This window comes from Bacillus basilensis (assembly GCF_050630465.1).
GTDB classification, from domain to species: domain Bacteria; phylum Bacillota; class Bacilli; order Bacillales; family Bacillaceae_G; genus Bacillus_A; species Bacillus_A basilensis.
Genome location: NZ_JBNTQO010000009.1, coordinates 105,224 through 127,636, shown reverse-complemented (window position 1 = coordinate 127,636; position 22,413 = coordinate 105,224). Strand labels below are relative to the sequence as shown.

25 protein-coding genes are annotated in these 22,413 nt (G+C 33.2%); 6 read left to right on the top strand and 19 right to left on the bottom strand.

What is annotated here, in order from left to right; translation table 11 throughout:
• Positions 1-14: 14 nt before the first annotated feature.
• The 9 genes from ACQVV1_RS18155 to ACQVV1_RS18115 all read right to left on the bottom strand — a co-directional run bounded on the left by ACQVV1_RS18155 (position 15) and on the right by ACQVV1_RS18115 (position 3,523).
• The gene (locus ACQVV1_RS18155) at positions 15-440 is read right to left on the bottom strand and encodes a hypothetical protein (RefSeq protein WP_242253373.1); all 426 of its coding nucleotides are present in this window, start codon (positions 438-440) and stop codon (positions 15-17) included.
• An 11-nt stretch (positions 441-451) separates the two neighbouring features.
• Positions 452-706, bottom strand: coding sequence for a hypothetical protein (locus tag ACQVV1_RS18150; RefSeq protein ID WP_242253372.1), 255 nt, complete (start codon positions 704-706; stop codon positions 452-454).
• 14 nt (positions 707-720) lie between these two features.
• Entirely contained in the window at positions 721-894 is a 174-nt protein-coding gene (locus ACQVV1_RS18145; protein ID WP_000805171.1) for a DUF3954 domain-containing protein, read from the bottom strand.
• Between the two features lie 25 nt (positions 895-919).
• Positions 920-1,114: a hypothetical protein gene (locus ACQVV1_RS18140; RefSeq protein WP_326042347.1), complete on the bottom strand. Its 195-nt coding sequence runs from the start codon at positions 1,112-1,114 to the stop codon at positions 920-922.
• 15 nt (positions 1,115-1,129) lie between these two features.
• A complete protein-coding gene (locus tag ACQVV1_RS18135) occupies positions 1,130-1,933 on the bottom strand; it encodes an ATP-binding protein (protein ID WP_242253369.1) in 804 nt (267 codons plus the stop codon).
• Positions 1,902-2,618, bottom strand: coding sequence for a DnaD domain protein (locus ACQVV1_RS18130; protein WP_431169303.1), 717 nt, complete (start codon positions 2,616-2,618; stop codon positions 1,902-1,904). Before ACQVV1_RS18130 ends, ACQVV1_RS18135 begins: the two co-directional genes overlap by 32 nt.
• A 209-nt stretch (positions 2,619-2,827) precedes the next feature.
• Entirely contained in the window at positions 2,828-2,992 is a 165-nt protein-coding gene (locus ACQVV1_RS18125; protein ID WP_242253365.1) for a hypothetical protein, read from the bottom strand.
• A complete protein-coding gene (locus ACQVV1_RS18120; protein WP_063224929.1) occupies positions 2,992-3,258 on the bottom strand; it encodes a helix-turn-helix domain-containing protein in 267 nt (88 codons plus the stop codon). The genes ACQVV1_RS18125 and ACQVV1_RS18120 overlap by 1 nt, the downstream gene beginning before the upstream one ends.
• Positions 3,259-3,298: 40 nt before the next feature.
• Positions 3,299-3,523: a helix-turn-helix domain-containing protein gene (locus tag ACQVV1_RS18115; RefSeq protein WP_326042349.1), complete on the bottom strand. Its 225-nt coding sequence runs from the start codon at positions 3,521-3,523 to the stop codon at positions 3,299-3,301.
• 185 nt (positions 3,524-3,708) lie between these two features.
• Here ACQVV1_RS18115 and ACQVV1_RS18110 point away from each other — a divergent pair, with 185 nt between their 5' ends.
• The gene (locus ACQVV1_RS18110; RefSeq protein WP_242253362.1) at positions 3,709-4,059 is read left to right on the top strand and encodes a helix-turn-helix transcriptional regulator; all 351 of its coding nucleotides are present in this window, start codon (positions 3,709-3,711) and stop codon (positions 4,057-4,059) included.
• A 263-nt stretch (positions 4,060-4,322) separates the two neighbouring features.
• Here ACQVV1_RS18110 and ACQVV1_RS18105 read toward each other — a convergent pair whose 3' ends face one another.
• Together ACQVV1_RS18105 and ACQVV1_RS18100 are read right to left on the bottom strand one after the other, a co-directional pair.
• Complete coding sequence (locus ACQVV1_RS18105; protein ID WP_000791796.1) at positions 4,323-4,478, bottom strand: hypothetical protein; 156 nt, start codon at positions 4,476-4,478, stop codon at positions 4,323-4,325.
• A 26-nt stretch (positions 4,479-4,504) separates the two neighbouring features.
• Positions 4,505-5,701 carry an AimR family lysis-lysogeny pheromone receptor gene (locus ACQVV1_RS18100; RefSeq protein ID WP_242253360.1) on the bottom strand — a complete coding sequence of 399 codons (1,197 nt, stop codon included), beginning with the start codon at positions 5,699-5,701 and terminating at the stop codon, positions 4,505-4,507.
• Between the two features lie 769 nt (positions 5,702-6,470).
• Here ACQVV1_RS18100 and ACQVV1_RS18095 point away from each other — a divergent pair.
• On the top strand, positions 6,471-7,580 hold the full coding sequence (locus ACQVV1_RS18095; RefSeq protein ID WP_242253358.1) for a site-specific integrase: 1,110 nt from the start codon (positions 6,471-6,473) through the stop codon (positions 7,578-7,580).
• A gap of 130 nt (positions 7,581-7,710) precedes the next feature.
• Here the strand turns inward: ACQVV1_RS18095 and ACQVV1_RS18090 are convergent, their stop codons facing one another.
• Complete coding sequence (locus ACQVV1_RS18090; protein WP_242251517.1) at positions 7,711-8,958, bottom strand: DUF4153 domain-containing protein; 1,248 nt, start codon at positions 8,956-8,958, stop codon at positions 7,711-7,713.
• Positions 8,959-9,229: 271 nt separating this feature from the next.
• A complete protein-coding gene (topB, locus tag ACQVV1_RS18085; RefSeq protein WP_431169302.1) occupies positions 9,230-11,374 on the bottom strand; it encodes a DNA topoisomerase III in 2,145 nt (714 codons plus the stop codon).
• A gap of 333 nt (positions 11,375-11,707) precedes the next feature.
• Between topB and ACQVV1_RS18080 the strand changes: the two genes are divergently transcribed.
• Positions 11,708-12,253, top strand: a complete 546-nt coding sequence (locus tag ACQVV1_RS18080; protein ID WP_431169301.1) for a hypothetical protein — start codon at positions 11,708-11,710, stop codon at positions 12,251-12,253.
• Between the two features lie 181 nt (positions 12,254-12,434).
• On the opposite strand, the gene ACQVV1_RS18075 is transcribed toward ACQVV1_RS18080, so the two are convergent.
• From ACQVV1_RS18075 to ACQVV1_RS18065, 3 genes are all read right to left on the bottom strand, one after another.
• Entirely contained in the window at positions 12,435-14,129 is a 1,695-nt protein-coding gene (locus tag ACQVV1_RS18075) for an SH3 domain-containing protein (RefSeq protein ID WP_431169299.1), read from the bottom strand.
• A gap of 638 nt (positions 14,130-14,767) precedes the next feature.
• Positions 14,768-16,423, bottom strand: coding sequence for a multicopper oxidase family protein (locus ACQVV1_RS18070; protein ID WP_309260011.1), 1,656 nt, complete (start codon positions 16,421-16,423; stop codon positions 14,768-14,770).
• A 117-nt stretch (positions 16,424-16,540) separates the two neighbouring features.
• Positions 16,541-17,830, bottom strand: coding sequence for an aminopeptidase P family protein (locus ACQVV1_RS18065; protein WP_242251474.1), 1,290 nt, complete (start codon positions 17,828-17,830; stop codon positions 16,541-16,543).
• A 221-nt stretch (positions 17,831-18,051) separates the two neighbouring features.
• Between ACQVV1_RS18065 and ACQVV1_RS18060 the strand changes: the two genes are divergently transcribed.
• Positions 18,052-19,044 (top strand): F510_1955 family glycosylhydrolase, encoded by a 993-nt coding sequence (locus ACQVV1_RS18060; protein ID WP_242251472.1) that lies wholly within the window; start codon positions 18,052-18,054, stop codon positions 19,042-19,044.
• A gap of 15 nt (positions 19,045-19,059) precedes the next feature.
• Positions 19,060-19,779, top strand: a complete 720-nt coding sequence (locus ACQVV1_RS18055) for an urease accessory protein UreH domain-containing protein (RefSeq protein ID WP_242251471.1) — start codon at positions 19,060-19,062, stop codon at positions 19,777-19,779.
• Positions 19,780-19,831: 52 nt separating this feature from the next.
• Here ACQVV1_RS18055 and ACQVV1_RS18050 read toward each other — a convergent pair whose 3' ends face one another.
• Positions 19,832-20,749 (bottom strand): hypothetical protein, encoded by a 918-nt coding sequence (locus ACQVV1_RS18050; RefSeq protein ID WP_431169298.1) that lies wholly within the window; start codon positions 20,747-20,749, stop codon positions 19,832-19,834.
• Between the two features lie 244 nt (positions 20,750-20,993).
• Between ACQVV1_RS18050 and ACQVV1_RS18045 the strand changes: the two genes are divergently transcribed.
• Positions 20,994-21,224 (top strand): DUF896 domain-containing protein, encoded by a 231-nt coding sequence (locus ACQVV1_RS18045; protein WP_063224254.1) that lies wholly within the window; start codon positions 20,994-20,996, stop codon positions 21,222-21,224.
• Positions 21,225-21,271: 47 nt separating this feature from the next.
• Here the strand turns inward: ACQVV1_RS18045 and ACQVV1_RS18040 are convergent, their stop codons facing one another.
• Positions 21,272-21,754, bottom strand: coding sequence for a CcdC family protein (locus ACQVV1_RS18040; protein WP_242251469.1), 483 nt, complete (start codon positions 21,752-21,754; stop codon positions 21,272-21,274).
• Between the two features lie 234 nt (positions 21,755-21,988).
• A complete protein-coding gene (locus tag ACQVV1_RS18035) occupies positions 21,989-22,384 on the bottom strand; it encodes a cytidine deaminase (RefSeq protein ID WP_000358520.1) in 396 nt (131 codons plus the stop codon).
• Positions 22,385-22,413: the final 29 nt, after the last annotated feature.

The window sequence follows — 22,413 nt, the reverse complement described above, 5'->3', positions numbered from 1 at the left end:
TTCATTCGCTCCCTCTAACTAATATTTTTCTTTGTTCTTTTGATCTTAGGTTTCGTAGTAGCTGCTTTTATCGGTTCCCAGCCATAACTCAATCTAGATCTGAAAGTACTTACACTTATGCCATTGGATTTAGCAATCTTAACAAGTTCCTTCCTGTCAATTTGTTTACGCGTCGGAATCCTTGCCGCATCTTTAGGGTCCCAATCATTATTTACTCTGCTATAAAAAGTACTTGAATTAACTCCATTTTCTTCAGCTAATTTTAGCCATTTATTGTGTTTCCCTTCACCCATATGCCAATATGTTCTTGGTGGTGTAGTTAATGCTTCTTGCAATTCCCAACCGTATCTGTACATCCTCATGTAAAGAACCCTTCTACTAATACCGTTTGATTCAGCTTGCTGATATTCCTCATCAGTCAACCAACGATTGAAAGCCATCACTTTACCTCCTAATCTAGTTCCAGAAATTCAGCTCTGGTACGATTCGAATGAGTTACCCTAATCTTCTGAATACCTTTACCGTGCTCTTCTATTGTTGCGTCCCAAGCTTCGTTTTCATTTTTAGCATCAAAACAATCCATCTTTTGCCGTTCCTCTTTATCATAGAAATGTACTTCATAGCTTGGATTCAAAAATTTTTCACTGGTACTTATCGCATTGTAGTCGAAACTACCTACAACATCATCAATAGTTAATTGCTTCATAATCGCATCCCCAGTTATTTAATTTTTTCAGTGATTGTAGTTGATACACGATCAACTTTCCCGCCTTGCCAAGTAATTACTTGTTCACCAAATCCTGTTACTGGAGGATTCAGCAGAGTAACCTCACCGTTTTTTACTACATAAATTTTATTATCCGTAACATCGATTTCAACTTTCGTAGGCTTCATACGACTGAAATCCCCCTTTTTCTTGTTAACTAGCTTTTTGTTGTTTGTTTCTTTCTAATTCTTGTTTCATTGATTCAAATTTTATTAGCCACGCTTGCCAACGCTTATCGTTTTCCGCTTGCTGTCGCTTTGCCACTTCACAATTACAACCGTTCGTTTCAATTACACCCGGATAAGTTTCTTTACGAACAATCCCTGTATCATGACATAATACGCACATTTTTATTTCCTCCTTTTATGCTTCGATAAACCTTTGTAAACGTTGCTTCGCTATCTCTCTTCTATAGCTAGCGGCTTCATTTTTTACTGTTAGACTTGTCTCAACCATTCGGTCATATGAACGTTTCCCAACTTGGTTTTTCAGTTCTTTGGGTTCTAAATTACTCGTATATAGAGTAGGGAGTTCTTTTCTATACCGACCATCAATAATATTGAACAATTTTTCTTCTACCCATTCCGTAGTTTTTTCTGCTCCAATATCATCTAATATAAGTAAGTCGCATTCTAAAAGAGCTCTCATGATTTGAGTTTCGTTTTCCTTATTTTCACTATTGAACGTACTGCGAATGCGTTGTAATAATTCCGGAACACTTTGAAATACTACGATGTACCCTTTTTTAGAAAGCTCATTTACAATCGCGGCTGCTAGGTGTGTTTTACCGTTACCAGGTTCTCCCCAAATCATTAACGATTCCCCGTCCCATTCTTTAAACGTTTTCACGTATTTCGTCGCGACTTTATAAGCTGTCTCTGATCCATTTCTATCTAGAAAAGATTCAAATGTACTTTTGGAGAACCTTTCTCCTAAGTTACTAATGCTGAACAACTTTTCTATTTCTCTCTTCTTAGCAAAATTTTGAGCTTCACGTATTTTGGCTTCTTCACGTTCTACAACACACTCACATGTAGGAAGTATTTTATTTTTAATACGTAACTGCGGAACTTCTACAGTAATTGCTACGATATATTTATTACAATGTTCGCATGTATACCCTTCCGTTTCTTCACTACAAGCCGATGTATTCACTATCCGAGTCATCACTCTTCCGATTGATTCCGACACGTTTTTTCACTCCTTTATTTCGTTGATATTCCGTTTCTAAAGCATCCACATCTTTTAAGGTCTTCACGTTATTGTTAACCCACTGTTTTAAAATGCCCTCAGCATAATTCCATTTCTTCTGCTGTTTCAAAGCACGTTGCATAGCTGCTTGTACAAGTTCTTCGTTTGTATCGTTTACCCACTGTGAAATACTTTCGGCTATGAATGAATTTAAAATACCGAAATTATTTTCATAGAAAGAGAAGATGCTACTACTTTGTATATTAGTATTTTGTTTATTAGTACTTGGTTTTTTAGTACTTAGTAGTGTTGGATTTTCCACAAATGGAACTTCCACTTGTGGTTTTTCCATTTGTGGATTCTCCACTTGTGGAACTTCATAAATAATCGTCTCCCAGTTAGTTATCTTTCCCTTTTCGTTTTTTACAGGAAATCTTCTAACGTAACCGTATTTTTTCAGTTCTTTCATTCCTACCCTTAAACTATCAATTCCATCTTTTGCATGAGTAGATATTTCCTCCATGTAAAACACCCAATCATCTGGTAACGATAAAATGTAAGCCAATATCCCTTTTGCTTTCCAACTTAAACGTTCATCTCGAAGACCTGTGTTATTAATGGTTGTGTAATTTTTACTTTTATTTACTCGAAATGTTGCCACCTGTTTACCTCCTCGTACAAACTGCAACATATGCTTGTCCACTTTTGATGATTCGTTGAATTTCATAATGTGAATAACCATTTTTGAAATACTGCTCAATTATTTGTTTCAACTCATCTTTGCTTTTGCTAAGCCCCAAAATTTATTAGGTAATAGCACCTGATATTCAATTAAATTCATGTACTATTTCCCTACTTTCCGTGGTATACTTATAAAAATTTATTTTTTCTAACAGACCCACTGCCATGGGTCTTTTTATTTTGCTCTATATCACTCCAAGCCCATTTTCTTATTGGCTCATAAGTGACATAAAGTAGCCATGAACCACCTGTGATTGACAATCCAAATATAGCTAATGATATTGTATCTTCCACTAGTTCACCTCCTTTTGTGTTTCAAGCCAAGCTTCTAAATCCTTTTGCAAGAAAAGAAGTTTACGTCCTTCTCTTATTACTGGAAACCTAGGGTGATTTGCTAATTCGTACATTCTACAAACAGCAATGTTGAGGTAAGCTGCCGCTTCTTTTACTCGCATAACCTTATTTGGTTGTGATTGTTGTTGTAAGTCAGCTATTGCTGATCTAATTTCCTCTCTTACAATTTCGCGAATAGATTCTTTAATAAATTGTTCTAAACCCATTTTCTTTCACTCCTTTTAAATAAGTTTCATACAATGAAACTTATTGTTTAAAAATTTTTTCTTGTTCCTTAAATAATATAGTTGTTTCCTTTCCCAATACTTTAGATATATTAACTGCTACATCATAGTAAACCCTTAAATTCCAGTTAATTATTTTATAGCAGTATGACTTCGATATCCCGACCCTTTTAGCTAGTTCATGATATTTAAGTCCAGATTCTTCAAATGCTTTTTGAAGTTCTGTTTTAGGCGTATCGGTTTGCATCTGATCACTCCCTTCTGATGCTTACAAGTCCATTATATGTTTCATTGTATGAAACTTCAAGTGTTTTTTATAAAAAATTTCAGAACAGGAAACTTTTTTGCTCTTTACGTTTCTTGTCAGGAAACTTTATAATAAACTTAATAGGATTTAGGATTACCGAAAAATCTTAATAAGGGGAGTTTTTTATGGATATGAAAGATAGAATAAAACAAATTCGTTTAGAACATAAAATGAACCAAGAACAATTTGGTAAAGAAGTAAATCTCACTAAAGGTACCGTTTCAAAATTCGAAAATGGAAAAGCGTTCCCAAGTCGTGAGACAATAGAAAAAATAGCGAAAAGATTTGCTGTTCCTGTGAATTACTTATATGGAGAAAATAATGAAGTAAATCAGGATGAGAATAAATACGAGAAATTTAAAGAGATTATGGCATGGCTAGAACCTCTTCCAAAAGATAAAGAAGATATGGCATTAGACCAGATGTTAGCTATCGCTCAAGCTCTGAATAAGCATCATAAGAAAATGGAAAAATAGCCTCTCGAATTAGGATCGGCTATTTTTTTTAATCTCCTCAATATATTCCTCTAATTTTTCAGGAGCGAATTCCTTAACTGTATTTAAGAATAGCATTACAATTTCTTCTTTTGTCACCACTAGTTCCCCCTTGCATCCTGTTATTTATACGTAGACTTTCTAAAAGTGGAAAGTTTTTGTCGTTCCAATTAAAATGTTTCCATTCCCTTTAAAGCAGAAATGACACTATCTATTAGATAGTGTCATTTCTTGCATTTATATAATTATCCGCCTCCAGGACCTGGATCAATCATGTATAAAGTTGTTTTTTTCTCTTTAGCGCTTTGTACTTTATCTTTTTCTGTCACTTGAAAAGCTGTAATAGAAAGACAAGATACAGCCATAATAGATAACACTACTTTTACAAGCTTATTTTTCAAGTGTTTCACCACCTTTTATGTATAGTTTAATTATAGCATTTCAATGCTTCTTTTGGTAGAAACATATAGAAGAAATCACCTGATTTAGAAAAACTTTCAATAGATAATTCTAAGTATTTTTTCCCTTCTTTCCCTCCAACCGCGAGCCCCATATAGTACAATTGAAAACTACTAAGATATCCGTTGTTATTTTTTAAATTCTGTAAAATTTTAATTGCTTTTTCATTCTCACCTAACCTGACATATAAAAAAGCTCTCTCAGCTGCATCTAAATCTTCAAAATTAATAGTATGTAAATCTTTCTTATGGTGTATTCTTAAAAATAAAAGTGTATTAAGTACTTTTTCTCTCCTTATTTCTAGTTTCTTATTAGCTGGATTACCAATAACTTTTAGTGATTTTTCCATATACTCTTTAGCTTTCTGATAATCAGAGAAAACATAACTTTCTCCAATTTTACAATACGCTACTGCCTTAGTACTGACATAACAATTTGTCTCATCGTTTATTATGTCAAAACATAATTGACGAGATTCTTCTAACTTATTTTCATGGAGATTCACAAAAATCTCCATTTCTTTTATTCTTAATAAAAATGAATCTCTTAAAGTGTGACATTTAATTTTTGTAATATCGGGTAATAATTGTTGAATATATTCATTAACCATCTTGTAATTACCTAAATCAAAAAAAGAATATATTGTGTTTAGAATCGAAATTATAACAAGTTCATTATCAGTATATTTTTGATTTTTCCTCATTTTATCAACTTTCTCAAAAAACATCTTAGCCGTAATCTTATTTTCACTTCTTTCTCGCAATGTTTGGTATAAAGGAACCAAGCTTAAGTTTATTCTTAATGTTTTCGAAATACCCTTTTTCTTTTCTGTTTGGTTGCCCTTAAATTTATATATCTGTTGAATAATCATATCTTGAAGTTCATATTCTCCAAACATGTCTAACACTTCTAATGCCAATTTTAAATTTTTATGTGAAAGTGTTGGTATGCACTCTTTGATGCAGTTTCTTCTGAACTTAATATCTTTAGGCTTATATAACCTAAGTGAATCTACAAAGTGCATAAAATCAAATTTAACCTTTTTATTAAAATAACTATTTACAGTAGTATGGGTTACTTTAAAACGCGTCGCTAACTTCCTATTTGTATAACCGGATGATTTTAGACTTTCTTGCATATCATTAAAATCCAATAAAACTTGCACAATTTTTGTCCTCCTTTTGGACAAAAGACACGTCATCCCTAGTATTTTACATTTACAGAGAAACGTGTCATTATATCTAAGTTGTGTGTTATACTAATGTACGAAGACTTATGACAGGTGTTTTCCCTACTGTGGTTAGGGAGACAGTATAAGGGTGTTGCAGCACTACTTACACAGTCATGGGTCTTTTTTATGTCCGTTTTTTAGTTATTTTCATAATATCACAAAAATTAGGAATTTTAGTTATGTGTCAATCTGAAAATTATTGAGAAAGTTTAATAATTAATATAAAAAAGTATTCTTTTATATTGTAAAACAATAATATCCCTTCCCCCCTCTTTAATTACAATATACTCATATATATTGTGATATAAAAATTATAAGGAGTACATTAAATTAATCAGATTGACTTTAGTACTATACAATCACCTGTTAATTAGTTATACAGGCAGCTATTATGTTCCTTGCTATCAGAGTTACTTTTGGATTAGTTTATATCTTACTATTAAAAATCCATGCACCAAGATGGATAGCTAGTATTTTAGCAACCACATGTACTATTACAGCTATTTATCAAACGCTTTTAATTTTATTTTCATGAATACAGCAAAGAAGAAGCCCTATGGCTCTTTTTTTATTCCTTAATAACAATCTAAATATGGTAAAATATATCCATCGCTGATATGTCCAAACATGTAATTTTCATAGCAGCAAAATTACAACTAGGCTTATACAACATGATTCAAAATAAAATGAAGGAGTGTTTTAAGTGAAAGGACATATTCGAAAAAGAGGAAATAAATATTGTATTGTGGTCGACATTGGACCTGATCCAGAGACAGGAAAAAGAAGACAAAAGTGGTTTTCTGGTTATAAGACAAAAAAAGAAGCACAGGCTGATGTTGCGAAGAAGATTACAGAATTAAATGAAGGAACTTTTATAGAACCGTCTAAAGTTATGTTAAAAGAGTATCTAAATCACTGGCTAGAAATTAAAAGTATGAGTATAGAAAGAAGTACTTTTGTTGGTTATAGGGCATTTATCAACCAACATGTTATACCTAGTATAGGGATGGTTGCACTCCATAAATTAAATGTTATGCACATTCAAAAATGCTATAAAACTGCGATAGATAAAGGTATTGCAAACAATTCTATTCTGCTTATGCATAGAATATTAAAGAGCGCTTTAAATCTGGCTGTAAAGCAAAATATTATTTCTCGAAATCCAGCTACGTTTGCTGAGATACCGAAAAAAGAAAGAACCTCTATCCAAACTTGGACAGAGGAAGAAGTAAAAAAGTTTCTTTTGCATTCACAAGAATCACGATATCACATTGGGTATCTACTTGCAATAACTACAGGTATGCGTATGGGAGAAGTTCTAGGCTTACGATGGCAGGACGTTGATTTTGAAAAACACACCGTTACAATAAACCAAACATCTGGCCATGACAATAAAATCAAAAAAACAGCAAAGACCAATTCATCAAAGCGTACTATTCCTGTACCTAAAGAAACTATAGAATCCTTAAAAAGACATAAGATTTTAATTAATAAAGAGAAATTAAGGTTTGGCTCTGCTTATCAAGATCAAGATTTAATTAATTGTAATGAGTTTGGAAGAATTATAAAAAAAGCGCATTTTAGAAAAAGTTTCATTAGAGATACACACAAAGCGGGTATAAAAGAAATTAAATTCCATGATTTAAGACATACACACGCTACTATACTATTGAAACAAGGAGTTAACCCTAAAATTATCAGTGAGCGATTAGGTCATACAGACATTTCAATGACATTAAGTGTGTATTCGCATATTTTACCGAATATGCAAGAAGAAGCTGTTAAAAACTTCGGTAAAAGCATCTTTGGATAACTTATGTTTGCAAAATGTTTGCATTTTATAAAAACAAGTCAAACAAACGCTGTTATATCAAGGTTTGTTTGACTCAATATCTTATATACGTGATAGAAAATTAGCTTGTCGTTACATTTACAATGTCTTTCTAATTAAACATTATAGGAAAAGTAAATATAACGAAAGCTGCCCAAAGTCCGTAAATTGGTAAATACTTCGTAACGGCATCTTGGATAGCTGTTGGTCCTGATTTGTTTTGCAAGAAACGCATATAGGAAAACATAATCCAAATTAAATTTGCCCAGATCAGTATGTTTACCCCTAAAACAGCAAGTCTATTAGGTGTAATCCCGTAAGAAGAAAGTCTGAATATGATGGCTGACAAAGCCACAGTGTCAATAATAAGCGCAAGAACAATTAAGGCAAAATTTATATAATCTGAAATGTTCTTTTTCTCATCTGAGTCACTCTCAACAATAGAAAATATGGTAACAGCCAATACGCCAAGGAGTATTCCGTTGAAGGCCATTAAGAAATTGCGGTCCAAGAAAGGATTTTTCCCGACCCATATAACCGTTATAAGATAGATTAGTAACGTAATCAGGACGAGAGGACTAAAAATTTTAGATATGTATGGTGTAATATTTTTAGCAAGTTTAAGATTCATTGATACTAAATATGCAGCCACAATAGCGAGAGCAGCAGCACCAAATAAAACAACATTACTAAAATAGAATTCTCCTATATCCAAGTCAACAAAGCTAAATAAACGCATGGTGAATACTGCTAGAATTATTCCGCTAACTGCCATGCTGGCGTAGAGAAGGGCATATTCCAAATTAAATTTAATATAAGCTAATCTTGTACTACCTTTTGAATATTCATTTCCTGTAAACGCAAGCCCTACCAAGACCCATAAGAATATAGGAAGATGTAAATAAGCAAGGATAATACTGTCTTTATAATTTAATGGCAACGTATTAAGATATATCCCGGAAATTAGGAACAATGCTATAAGGGAATAAATAATACTTTTTTTTGGCGTATTATTGTAGATAAAATAAGCGACAATAAAGGGAATTACACCAAAAGCCAGGTTAATTGGAGCAATTGCTTCTTGTTCGACAAAGTAGAAAATGATTCTGGTGCTTATCCCAGCCAGAATAGCTAACATGCCCATGAATAAGAAACCTTTTTGAAACAACGACTTTTTTTCCGTATTTGCCGTCTCCTTGAAATGTAACCTTTCATACCAAGCACCTAGAACCTGAGAATCAGGGTTTTGAGCCCATGCTTGTGAGAATGATTTTTTAAAAGCTTTCGGGTCTTTTCTATACATCTTCTCCAACTCATGAGGGTTGTCAATATTTTCAATAATCAAATTGTGATTGTTCATAGTTTTACCTCCTCTAATAAAAAAACAGCGTTGTTACCTTTTCTATCAAAAGCTCCTCACTAATTTAGTACGATATTGATTCTAATACATTATTTATTGTTTTACAATAAATAATTATCAAATATAAAGAATATTTTATTGTATATTTTATTTTTAATAAAACTAAAAAGTACTCCTTATGCAAAAAAATACCCTATAGAATAGACTTTTTTAAGCGTCTATTCTATAGGGTACAATTTAACTATCATATTGTTTTATTTGTTGAAACAACTTAATTCTCAAACACAAAATTAATTTTATTATCTTTCCACTCTAACTTCGCATCAAACGTTTTCTCACCTTTTTTAAAACCTTTAATTAAATCGGTCTTTTCATCTTTTAAGAGCTTTGTCATATTCTTTTGCGAAATTGTTTTACTTAATATCTTCTTCGAGATGGTGAAATCACATTGTGTCGTGTTGTAATTAGAACAACCATAAAACGTTGATTTATCAATTACATCACCATCACATTTTTTACAGCTACCAACCTTTTTACCCGTTGTAAATTTCGATCCTTTTCGCTCAATCGATTCAACATGTAATCCGGTGAAATCCCACTTCTCAGACATTTCAACCGCATCTTCAATAATTTTAGCTGATAACTTTTTCGTCTGTTCCATAAATGTAGCTGGTGAAGCCGTGCCTTCACCAATTTCCGCAAGGCGCTGCTCCCATTTTGCGGTCATTTCTGGTGAAGCTAGTATTTTGTCACCGATTGCGGTAATTAATACTTTTCCTTTATCAGTCGCATACACTTGGTTTTTTTTCACATCTATATATTTACGGTCTTTTAGCATCGTAATAATACCTGCACGAGTTGCTTCTGTACCTAAACCTTCTGTTTTCTTTAATACTTTCTCCAGCTCTTCATTCTCTAAATACTTACCAGCTGTTTTCATTAACGTAATAAGTTGTCCTTCTGTATAACGCTTCGGTGGTTGTGTTTTTCCTTCTTTCACTTTCACCTTTACAACTTTTCCTTCTTCACCTTCAGCTACAATTGGAAGAATTGTTTCGTCATCTTTATCGTCTTGGAAAATAACTTTACGCCATCCTTCTTGAATTTGCTGTTTTCCTTTTGAAATAAATTCAGCACGTTCATCTACAAGCGTTACAATCGTTGTATAGTCAAAGATTGCAACTTCATAATGAGCTGCAATAAGCCTTCTTACAATCATATCGTATATTTTCTTTTCATCACCTGATAATCTACTTGGATTTGTAACTTGCTCTGTCGGAATAATTGCGTAGTGATCTGTTACTTTCTTTTCATTCACATAACGCTTATTATTCATAATCGATTCAACTGGAGCCGGTAATAAACCTTTATATTCATCAAACTGACTTAACTTCTGTAAGATATCAGGGAATGTTGCCGCTTCACCTTGTGTAACATAGTTGGAATCTGAACGAGGATAAGAGACAATCCCTTTTTGATATAGTGCTTGCGTTATATCAAGCGTCTTTTTCGGTGAAAATTTAAATGCTTTATTTGCCGTTGCTTGTAGTGATGATAAGTTAAATAAAAGCGGAGGCTGAAACTCTTTACGCTCCGTTTTCATTTCCTTTACTACCGCCGGTTTTCCTTGGCAAAATGCCGCAATTTTATTCGCCATATCAGGGTCTTTTAAGCGGGATTCACTATCCTTCTCCCATTTCCCCTCATACTTCTTTCCTTCTATATCAAAGGTTGCGAATACTTCCCAAAACGGCTCTGACTTAAAGTTTTCAATTTCCTTTTCGCGCTTTACGATTAATGCGAGTGTCGGTGTTTGTACACGACCAGCGGAAAACACATCGTTCATTCCTTTTTTCTTTAGCAAAATACTAAAGACACGTGATGCATTCATACCAACGACCCAGTCCGCACATGACCTTGTATACGCCTCATAGTACGTATTAATTGTAGCTGATTCATCAAGCAAGTTTTTAAATCCTTGGTAAATAGCTTGCTTCGTTAAAGATGAAATCCAAAGACGCTTCATCGGCTTGTGCACGTTACAAAGATTAATAATGTTTCGTACAATTAATTCCCCTTCACGCCCAGCATCGCCCGCGTGAATAATTTCTGTTACCCCAGGATTATGTAACAGCTGTTTCACTACATTAAATTGTTTATACTTTGACTTTGTTACTTCAAATTGAAAACGCTCTGGAATCATCGGTAACGTATTAAGTGACCACTTTTTCCACTCTTCGTGATAATGCTCTGGATTACATAACTGCGTCAAATGACCAATTGCCCATGTACAGTACGCTCCATTTGGAAATAACTCATTTGCTTCTACTTCTAAATATCCATCTTTCCGGCGATATTTAAATTGTGAAACAAGAGCCAAACCTTGATCTGGTTTCTCGGCAATAATTAATTTCATTTTATAACTCCCTATCTGTATTCCAGTGTTACTTTCGTTGTCTATATGTTTAGAAGCGATGATAAAACAACAATCTTATTTATCATTCGCGGGTTAATCCCCAAATGGGATAACTATAATATTATACGCTTATTCTTTATTGCTTCACAATAGAAACTCATTATATAACACTTTCTTTCACATGCTCACAAATAAAAAAAGACGCAAAAAAAATCAAACGTCTCTTTGCTTATATTCATGAAATTGTGCAGATAATATGCAGATATAAATAAGCATAAGTACTCTCCATATGAACATATGATGAAGTGAACGATAGAACAGGGAGGTATCATGATGTTTGCTTATACATTAACTGCCTTAACACTTTGTTGTATCTCGATTATTATTACATCATATATTTCTAAACGTGAGGGTACCCTAATGGAGTATATGGTATTTATTATGTCTTTTAGTATGAGTATCGGTTTAAGTATAGGCTTTTATTTAGGTATTCTATTTAAAGGGGAATTACTATATTCTACTTTGCTTGCTATTTTAATTAGTGGATTTATCGGCTTTTTAGTCGGTCTACGTTTTCACCTGTATACTGCTTTAGAAGGAATGTTCTCTGGGGTAATGGCAAGTATGATGGGAGCAATGATTACAGAAATGTTAAACGCTCAACAAGCCCATAATATACTATTCATTAGCCTCTTACTTACTATAACAATAACTATGTCATGTATAATTCAGTTTTTATCAGAAAGTTTTTCTGCTGTTATTCAGCGACGTTTTCCATTATTACTCTCAATTGGTGTAGTAATTATCCTGACTATATTTGTAACGTTCCCAGAGCATATCCCGCCAACCTCTTCCACAGAAGAACAACATAAACATTAGCAACTATAATCGATCCCCTCTACTATTTCATCATAGTAGAGGGGATCGATTTCATTATTTTTATTTCTTAACAGATGAAGATAAAAAACACTTTGAATCGTTAGGCCAAAACTTCTAAATCTATGAAATTCTCTTTGCTTGAGAAGATATACAATTCCATGTTGAAATAATAAATTTTCAATTAACCAATATATATTTTTGGATCCATAGCATTGCTCTTCTGTGCATTCCATTCACCTTTATGGATTTCAAAATGTAAGTGCTGTCCTTCAGATTGTCCTGTATTCCCCATTATGCCAAGTTGTTGTCCTTGCTTTACTTTTTGACCAGTAGTAACAGAACGACTCTTTAAATGAGCATATACAGTCGTATAGGTTTGTCCATTAATATTGTGAGAAATAAACACCACATTACCATAGCTTGTAGAATAATAAGAGCGAGTGACTACACCTTCTGCGGCGGCAACAACCGGCACTATTCCTGAAGCAGCAATATCTAATCCGTGATGCATTTGCCCACCACGTTTCTCAAATCTAGAAGTATATCTTCCTACAGCTGGTTGAATAAAGTCATTTGTTGTATTTACCTCTTGGGATTGTCGCTGCTCCTCTGCATCAGTCTCACTTGTTTTTGATAGAAATTTACTTGATACATAACCGTTTTTACCGTTGTAATTAATTTTTCCCCATCCATTTTCTTCAAATAGAACCTGCACTTTTATTCCTTTTGATAATGCACCGATTACACCATGATTTGTACTAGCGCCGCTCCTTACATTTAACACGCTTACGTTAACATAGTAGTCACCAACTGTTGCTCCAGTAGATGGATTACTGGTTTCAGGTTTTGATGGTGTACCTCCTTTAACGAATTTTACAAATTCACTACTTACATAACCAGTTCTTCCATTATGATTAATTTTCAACCAGCCATTTTCAACGCCAGTTACTTGCAGTATTCGTCCGTTTAATACACCACCAATTACACTATGGTAAGTAGCAGGGCCGGTACGCACACGTAAAGAAGTAGCGTTTACAATGTATGTACCGTCAGTTTGAACCGTAACATTCTTTTGTTGTTCATTTGTTTGGTCTACATTTGCATTAGAGCCACTCTTTGAAATGTAATCTTTACTAATATAAGCCGTTTTTCCACTATAGTTAATTTTGACCCACTCTTGAATTTCACCAGTTACTTGAACAACTTGTCCTTTATGTATAGAGCCTAAAATCGTATGGGAAGTACTTGGACCTGTACGAACGCGGAGGGAGGATACGTTAACTTTGTAATCCCCACTCGCTACTTGAAATTTTCCATTGTTATTGTCGCTTCCATTTGAGCTACCGTCTATTACAAATTGACTGCTTACATAACCTACTTTTCCATTATGATTAATTTTTAACCAACCGTTTTCTTCCCCAATAACTTGTAAAACTTTCCCTTCATACACGCGCCCCATTATTGCACTAGACGTATTTGGCTGTGTGCGAACACGTAATACATTAGCAGTTACAGTTTTACTACGACTCATGCTTACATTCGTCTTCGCTGATACACTATTTTCCGAAACAAATTCACTACTTACATAGCCAGTTTTTCCTTTATGATTAATTTTCAGCCAACTGTTTTCTTCTCCAATAACTTGTAAAACTTCTCCTTCATACACGCGTCCCATTATTGCACTAGACGTATTTGGTTGTGTGCGGACACGTAGAGCATTTGTATTTACTGTTACTTGATTTTCATATTTTACTACATCAGTAGATTGCTCATGCTTCATGCCTTTTTGTATAACAGTATTTTTCGCTTGAGCAGTACTAATAAATACACTTCCTGTAACAGAAGCTACTGCTACACTAGCTAAAATCTTTTTCATAAGTATAAAACACCTTCCTATAAACACATTCAAGTATCATTATGTTTTTATATTAACTTCCATTTCTTTTCTTTCTAACTATTCAGCAAAAGTATCCTTTTATTATCCATATTGAATTTTTATTTATCTTCCACCATCTATATCTAGTAATAAAGAAAAGTTAAATTCATCACACTCTGAAAACCCTCTCATTCTTTCGATTCAACACTACATATTGTAGTTTAAATTCCGAAAAAAATATCGCCAAATAATCACCTATAATTAATACTACAAAAACAAAAAAAGCATAATTTAAACCTTCTTCATTTAACTTATACTTTTGCTTAAATATTCCCTTTCTCCTTTCACACTACGAATTGTAGTACAAAATAAAAGAAAGGTCAAATATAAGTATTCAGCCTTTTAGAACTACAATATAATACATTAAATTCAGCCACTTCTAATCAAAAAACACTATGTTTTTTAATTCTTAAATAACAAAAACATTCTCACCTTATAAACTCTTTCTACAAGATAACCCCCTCATATTATCTAAACTTTTATAAAAATAATATTTCCAATTCACAACATGACATATAAAAGCAGCCACCTATTAAGATAACTGCTTTACATCATTAATAAACTACATGATTTTCACATTATTCTGGTTTATTAGGAATATTAGGGTTTGGAACATAATCAGATTTATAATCTGTATATTTCACTTCCGTTACCATCCCTGCTGAAGCATGATGTAGGTCGTGACAGTGGAACATCCACTCACCCGGATTGTCTGCTACAAAGGCGACTTCATATTCTTCACCTGGTTTTAAGTTCAAAGTATCTTTTACAATTGGAGAACCTTCTATCGGTTTTCCATCTTTACTCAACACCTGAAAGAAGTGACCATGTAAATGCATCGGGTGATCATCCATTTTAGAGCGATTTACTAATTTCACTTTTACTAAGTCACCTTTTTTCACTGGAATTGGATCAATATTCGGAAATACTTTTCCGTTAATTGTATATATCATTTCATTTCCATTCATTTGCGTATTCAAGTCCATATTATATGAGGCAGTATACTGCTGCTCTAGTGTGAAACTACCTAATTTTTTCTCGCCATATTTCGTCATATCTAATTTTGGTAGTTTTTCTTTTTCATTTGCTGTGTCTTTCATCTCTTTACTATCTTCATATTCAATAATGGTTTTCATTCCTTTCGCACCTTTATCTACCGAATGATCTTCAACATACCATTTCCCAGGATTGTTAGCAGTAAATTCAACATCATAACGTTCACCCGGTGCAATTGAAATTACTTTGTCTTTTATAACTTTTGGATCATTAATTGGTTGGCCATCTGTTGCAATTACTTTTATATCATGACCGTGAACATGTATATCATGCGATAGATAGCCAGCATTAACGAGTCGAAGACGAACTTTATCTCCCTTATTCACTTTTAATGGCTCTACTAAATCACCACTTTTTCCGTTAATTGTGAATAAATCATACATACTCATTTCATGACCTTCCATCTTCATCTTTCCATGGTCCATGCCTGCCATATTGCCAGAGTCTTTTTTGTTCCCGTCCATGTCCATACCGGAATGATCCCTGCTGTTCTTATCATCATTCTTTTTCGCATTTTCATTATCCTTACTAGATTTATTACCGTCTACTTTTTCTGTTTTTCCTTTTGACATTTCTTTTAACTGTTTATTTATCTCTTCTTTATCTGTTATCCATTCATCTAACATTAATGTGTAATCTTTATCATACTTTTCATTTGTATCTTCTACAACTAGAGCACCATATAATCCTCTATCTAATTGATTTACAGAATCTTGATGTGAGTGATACCAGTACGTTCCTGGTACGTTCGCTTCAAATTCATAGGTGAAACTTTTTCCAGGTTCAACCGCATCTTGCGTCACACCTGGAATTCCATCCATATTATTTGGGACAGGATACCCATGCCAATGAATAGATACTGGTGCAGATAGTTCATTTTTTAATGTCACTTTCACCTTTTCGCCTTTTTTTACCCGAATTTCTGGACCAGGAGATGAGCCATTAAATGTCCAGACTGGAACAATAACACCGTTACTTAATTTTTGCTTTTCTTCTTTCGCTATTAAAGTAACTTCTGGTCCTTTTTCAACTTTCAATGGTTTTATAGCCGTTTCAGTCTGTGGTGTTTTTTTATCATTCATATTTTTATGATCGTTTGTTGTATTTGTGGTCGCAGAACATGCAGCAATTAAAGATATGACAGAGACTGTAACTGCTGTTAACAAAAATCTCTTCATGGAAACCGCTCCTTTTTCTTTTTCAAAATCATTATAAAAAATGATTTTCAAGAAAATATGGAGATATGCAATGAGCTAAATAAAAAGACGCCCAAAATTGAGCGTCTCTTCTAATTATTATTTCGTAACAACTTCATCTTCTTTTACATTTACATTTACATTATTTTCACTCATAAACTCTTCAATTTCTTCCACTTCTCTAATGATATCTTTTGACAAGTTTTCGTATCCGTCTTTCGTTACAAGAATATCATCTTCAATACGAATTCCAATCGATTCTTCTTCAATATAAAGCCCAGGTTCAATTGTAATAACCATGCCTTCTTCTAATACTCTATCTTTGTATGTCCCTACATCATGCGTATCTAAACCAAGGAAATGGCTGACACCATGATAATAATATTTAGACAGTTCCTCATCTTCTTGTATTAAACCAACTGCTTTACACCCTTCTGCGAGTACTTTTTTAGCATGCGCATTTAATGCAGCGAACTTTAAGCCTGGCTTAATAATCTCTGTTGTTTCTTTCAATGCTTTTAATACGATATTATAAATTTGTTTTTGGCGACTCGAGAATGTTCCATTTGCCGGGAATGTATAACTAATATCAGCGTTATAGTAATCTTTTTGAGCGCCTAAATCTAGCAGTACTAAATCACCATTTTGAATTTGTGCATCATTATCTTCATAATGAAGAACTGTAGCATTTTTCCCACTTGCCAAAATTGTATTGAACGCATGATGCTTAATGCCAGATGATTTTAGTGTGAAATCAAACTGAGCTTCTAATTCATATTCCATCATGTCTGCTTTTACATGCTTTAACACATTGTAAATACCGTCTTTCGTTACAGCAATTGCTTCTTTAATAATTTCAATTTCTTCATCTGTTTTAAACACTCGCAATTCACAAATGTTCGGATATACATTACCAATTGTTACGTGTGGATATTGTTCTCTTACATGTTTAGCAAACGCTAGCGTTTTTGTCTCTGTACCATTCCACTCACGACGTTCTAAATCTAAATATAGATGTTTCACATTTTCTGTAAAAAGTATATTTGACATTGTTTTTTCAAAGCTATCTAAATATACAACTTTTTTTATACCTGAAATTTTCTCTGCTTCTTCGTTAGAAACTGTTTTACCAACCCATTTTTCCATTACTGGATCTGACTTTTCAATGAAAAGTATTTCTTCTACACTATTTCCAAACTTTTTCAACATGAAAATAACATTTGGTTCATCGATTCCTGTTACATAGTAAAAATTTCGATTTGGCACAAATTTATAATGTGCATCCGCTGACATATGAGGTGCTTGTCCAGCAAATAAAATAGTAATAGATTCATCTGGTAATGTGTTTACTAATCGTTCTCTATTTTGAGCAAAGAATGTTGATTTCATTATAATCCCCCTAGCGTTCTATGTATGCTTGTAAATCTAATTATCCAATACAATTATTCTATTATTGTTATAATTTTTCGTCAATTAATAGTACTCATAGAGACAGGAAAATTTTCATTATTAGGGCCCCTTTTAAGCTAAATTATGCATACCACTCCACAATTTCTTGACATTTATTCCATATACTTAAAATCTCATATATAGGAAAGGAGCCTACAAATTTGAAGCATTATGTGGCAACAGGATTAGCAATTACTTCTTTATTAATCATTTCAGGATGTTCTAGCAACGCCGAAACAGCAACAGTAAAGAAAGAAACAATACAATCTCAGACAAAAAACACAGAAACAGTAAATACGATTCCGCAAAACTTCTATAAAGAGATTACATCTGGAAAAATCGAGCACATTCACGGAATTGGCTTTGTAGGAAATATGCCGGGGATTTCTATCGCAACCCACAGTGGTATAAAAGTTTATCAAAATGGAAAATGGTTAGAAACTGCTAAACAGCTACACGATTATATGGGCTTCCAGGCAACGAGAAATGGATTTTTTGCCAGCGGTCATCCTGAACCAGATGCAAATTTAAAAAATCCTTTAGGATTAATGAAAAGTTCTGATGGCGGTAATACTCTTGAAAAGCTAGCGTTTTACGGAGAATCTGATTTTCATAACCTCGCTGTCGGATATAATACGGAAGCAATTTATTTATACAATGAGCGTCCAAATTCTAAATTACAACAAGGTTTTTATTTCAGTACGAACAACGGACAAGATTGGAAAAATAGTAAGTTAAAAGGTCTTTCAAGTACGATTCATTCCTTTTCAGTACATCCGGATCAATCTAGTGTAGTCGCAGTAAGCGCTAAAGACGGCGTATATTTATCTACGGATTCTGGAAATACATTTGAACTATTTTCTAAATCAATTGAATCGACCGCAGTTACATTAAGTAATGAAGACATGATATATGCCTCTATCAATAAGCAAAATGAGCAATCACTAACGAAAAAATCAATTGCTACAAACGAAGAAACTAGCATACAAATTCCATCTTTAGACTCTAAAGATACAATCATGTATATATCACAAAACCCTCAAAATTCAGCTGAAATCGTATTTGCTACAGCGAAAGCAAGTGTGTTCCTCTCTACAGATGAAGGTAAAACGTGGAAGCAACTTACTAAAGAGGGCACATTCCAATTTAATTAGAAAGGTGAATATAACGTGTTTTCAGCAATTAGTGAATGGAGTTATCAACTCATGTCTCCTTTAATGGCTATCGCGAATACTACGAAATCAATTCCTCTTTTATTTGCGTTTTTATTAGGTATAGTAGGTACCCTTGCTCCTTGCCAATTAACAGGAAACATTAGTGCTATTACACTTTATAGCAATCAATCTTTACAAAAGGGATATGCATGGAAACATATACTGTTATTCATTTTAGGAAAAATAATAGCTTTTACGACACTCGGACTATTAGTATGGTTTTTAGGAAAAGAGATTCAGCAAATATTGACTTTGTATTTCCCATGGTTAAGAAAAATGATGGGACCTTTATTAGTTTTAATGGGGCTCATGTTGGCAGGTATTATAAAAGGTATAAATTTCTTCTCTTTCAAATTTATACGAAAACAAAATGAAATTGGTTCATTTTTACTCGGATTCTTCTTTTCCTTAGCTTTCTGCCCAACTATGTTCGTTCTATTTTTCGGAACATTAATCCCGTTATCTTTCTCATCTAATTATGGATACTTGTTTCCAACATTCTTTTCGATAGGAACTGCTCTCCCTATCGTTATATTAATGTTTATCATCTCCTACCTTGGATTAAATGGGGCACTACTTAAAAAGAGCAGAAAAGTAGGAAAAAACATTCAGCTTATAGCAGGGGTACTACTCATTTTAGTTGGACTTTATGATATATCTTTATATTGGGTATAAATAAAAAAGGTAAGTTCCAGTGACTTGAACTTACCTTTTTTACAAATTATATTTAACTCTTCTGCATGCCCTTTTGCTTCATCTCCCATTTTTTATACAGTAGTACTGCACCAAATAAAAATACCCCCGCAACAAATGAAGCTACTGGTAACATCTTTATCGTTTCATCAGGAAATACGAGCGGCAATAATGGAAATGCATACGCTGCTGGAATACGTACACCGATAATTTTTAATAATATAAGCATCAATATCATATTTAATAACGTAACTATAATCCATGAATTAATTGTAAAATACAATACCGTTCCAACAGTTGCCGATATAGTTAGTACTACTATTTGTTTAAAAGCCATTTTTTCATTATACATCGGCTTTTGAAGTGATTCATACACAACAACTAATATTGGTGGAATCACTGCCAATTGTTCATAACCAGTTATCCAACATAAACTGATCGACACAAAATTTAGTATGAGAAATACAATCATATATTTATATTGAATATGCACTTTTCGCTCAATACCGTTGTTTAATTTAAATATAAGAACACCAAGCATTAATATAAATGTTAAAGCGAATACCGCGATAACAAATGACCATTCCGTCGCATTTGTTACTAATGGTAATAAACCTGTCGCAATAGATGGTGCTAAATTAGATTGAATTACACGTAAAAACAGCATCATAAATACAAGCGTTATGCTTACTTTCTCTAAATAGGCTATATCCATTTGATTAACCATAAAACCAATCACAGCTGTTATTGACGGTGCAATAAAGATTTTTTCTGGCTGCCTTAACCAACCTGGCTCACGATACGCCCATAAAGCAATTGCCATCGCTGCTATTTCCGGCAAAATGACTTCCGGATCATTCAATAACACACCCGCTGTTACCATAGCTAAAATAAATAAAATAGCAATCGTATATGAGATGATTGTTTCTTTTTTTGAAATTACTGCATTCATTATTACATACTCCTTTTTGCTTATTACTTTCATAATGTAAAACAATATACAATACCCTACTAAGGTATTGTATATTGTTATCTTTTCTATTTCAAGTATTAGTAAGTTATTTACATCTTTTCTCAACCCATACCCTTACAAAAAAGAAATTTTTATAGGCGTTGACACTTAATGAGAGATAGGTTACAATAACTATACATTAGTAAGTAGCTAATGTAATTAAATTTAACTAGAGGTGAAACAAATGAAAAACATTTTATTCCGTATTAACGAATTATCAAAAAAAGAAAAAGCATCTGGATTAACAGTTGATGAAAAACAAGAACAACAAATGTTGCGTCAAAACTATACACAAACATTTCGTGGAAGCTTAGATTCCATTTTATTAAACACAAAAATTGTTGATCAACATGGTCTTAACGTTACCCCGGCGGCATTACAAGATGCTCAAATACGTTTAAAATTAAGCAAATGAGTTCCGCGCTAAAGAATTTCAATAAAACATAAAAAAAGCTGGATTTCCTATATAGAAATTCCAGCTCTTTTTATGTTCTTTTCCAATTTAATATATGAGCGATACATCGCAATTCTCCACGATATAATCATCGCAAATGCGAGTAAGTAAAACATTCCGCTTAACTCTGCTAAATCAATCGATTGACTTAAATATAATTTCAATGCTACTCGTACAGCTAATAATCCGACTAAAATAAATATAAATGCTTTTGACGGTTTCATATATATTTGTTCATCTCTTATTTCGAACTTTGTTGTTTTAATAAGAAATATAGAGAAAATAAGCCCTGCGATAATTACCTCTACTATTTCTAACGATGTTAATCGAAACTCCGGTAAAAAATACATTATGGTGCCAGTACTCATAAAAAGTGGCGGCAATATTATTTTCTTTTTCGTTACCGGCTTTTTTGCTGCCTTCAAGCGAAGAAACATTACTCCAACAGCTATACAGACTGCTACGATACTTGATAAAAGTGCTAAACTCATACTCCCCACCCCTATCTATTTAAAAGATTTTTCGAGCAAAATCATAAACAAATAATGAAGTAAATGCTGCATTATATAATTTCTTTATTCTATTCCTCCTGCTGTAAATTTTATATATTCGCTGCAATCATTTTACGCAAAGTATATGAACGGAATATGAACAAAATATTACACTCAATTTCTGAAAATAAAAAAGCCATTCCACAATTATAAATTGCGAAATGGCTTTTTAACTTATTTTAAATCTTCAATTGAGAAAGCACCTGGCAGTAACTGCTCAACAGTTACTTCTTTTTCATCGCCTTTTACATTCGTTAATAATACAGGCATTTTCGGATCACAGAATTCAGCAATTACTTGTCTACAAGCACCACACGGTGAAATCGGTCCGTCCGTTTCGCCTGTAATAACTAAGTAACTAAAATCGCGCTCACCTTCTGATACTGCTTTAAAGATCGCTGTTCTTTCTGCACAGTTACATAAACCGTAAGAAGCATTTTCTATATTACAACCAGTATAGATTTTACCTTCTTTCGTAACTAACGCTGCACCAACAGGAAATTTTGAATACGGAATATATGCTTTTGCTAACATCTTATTTGCTTCTTCAATATATTTTTTCTTATCCATATTATTTCCCCCTCAAAGTAAGTGTAATG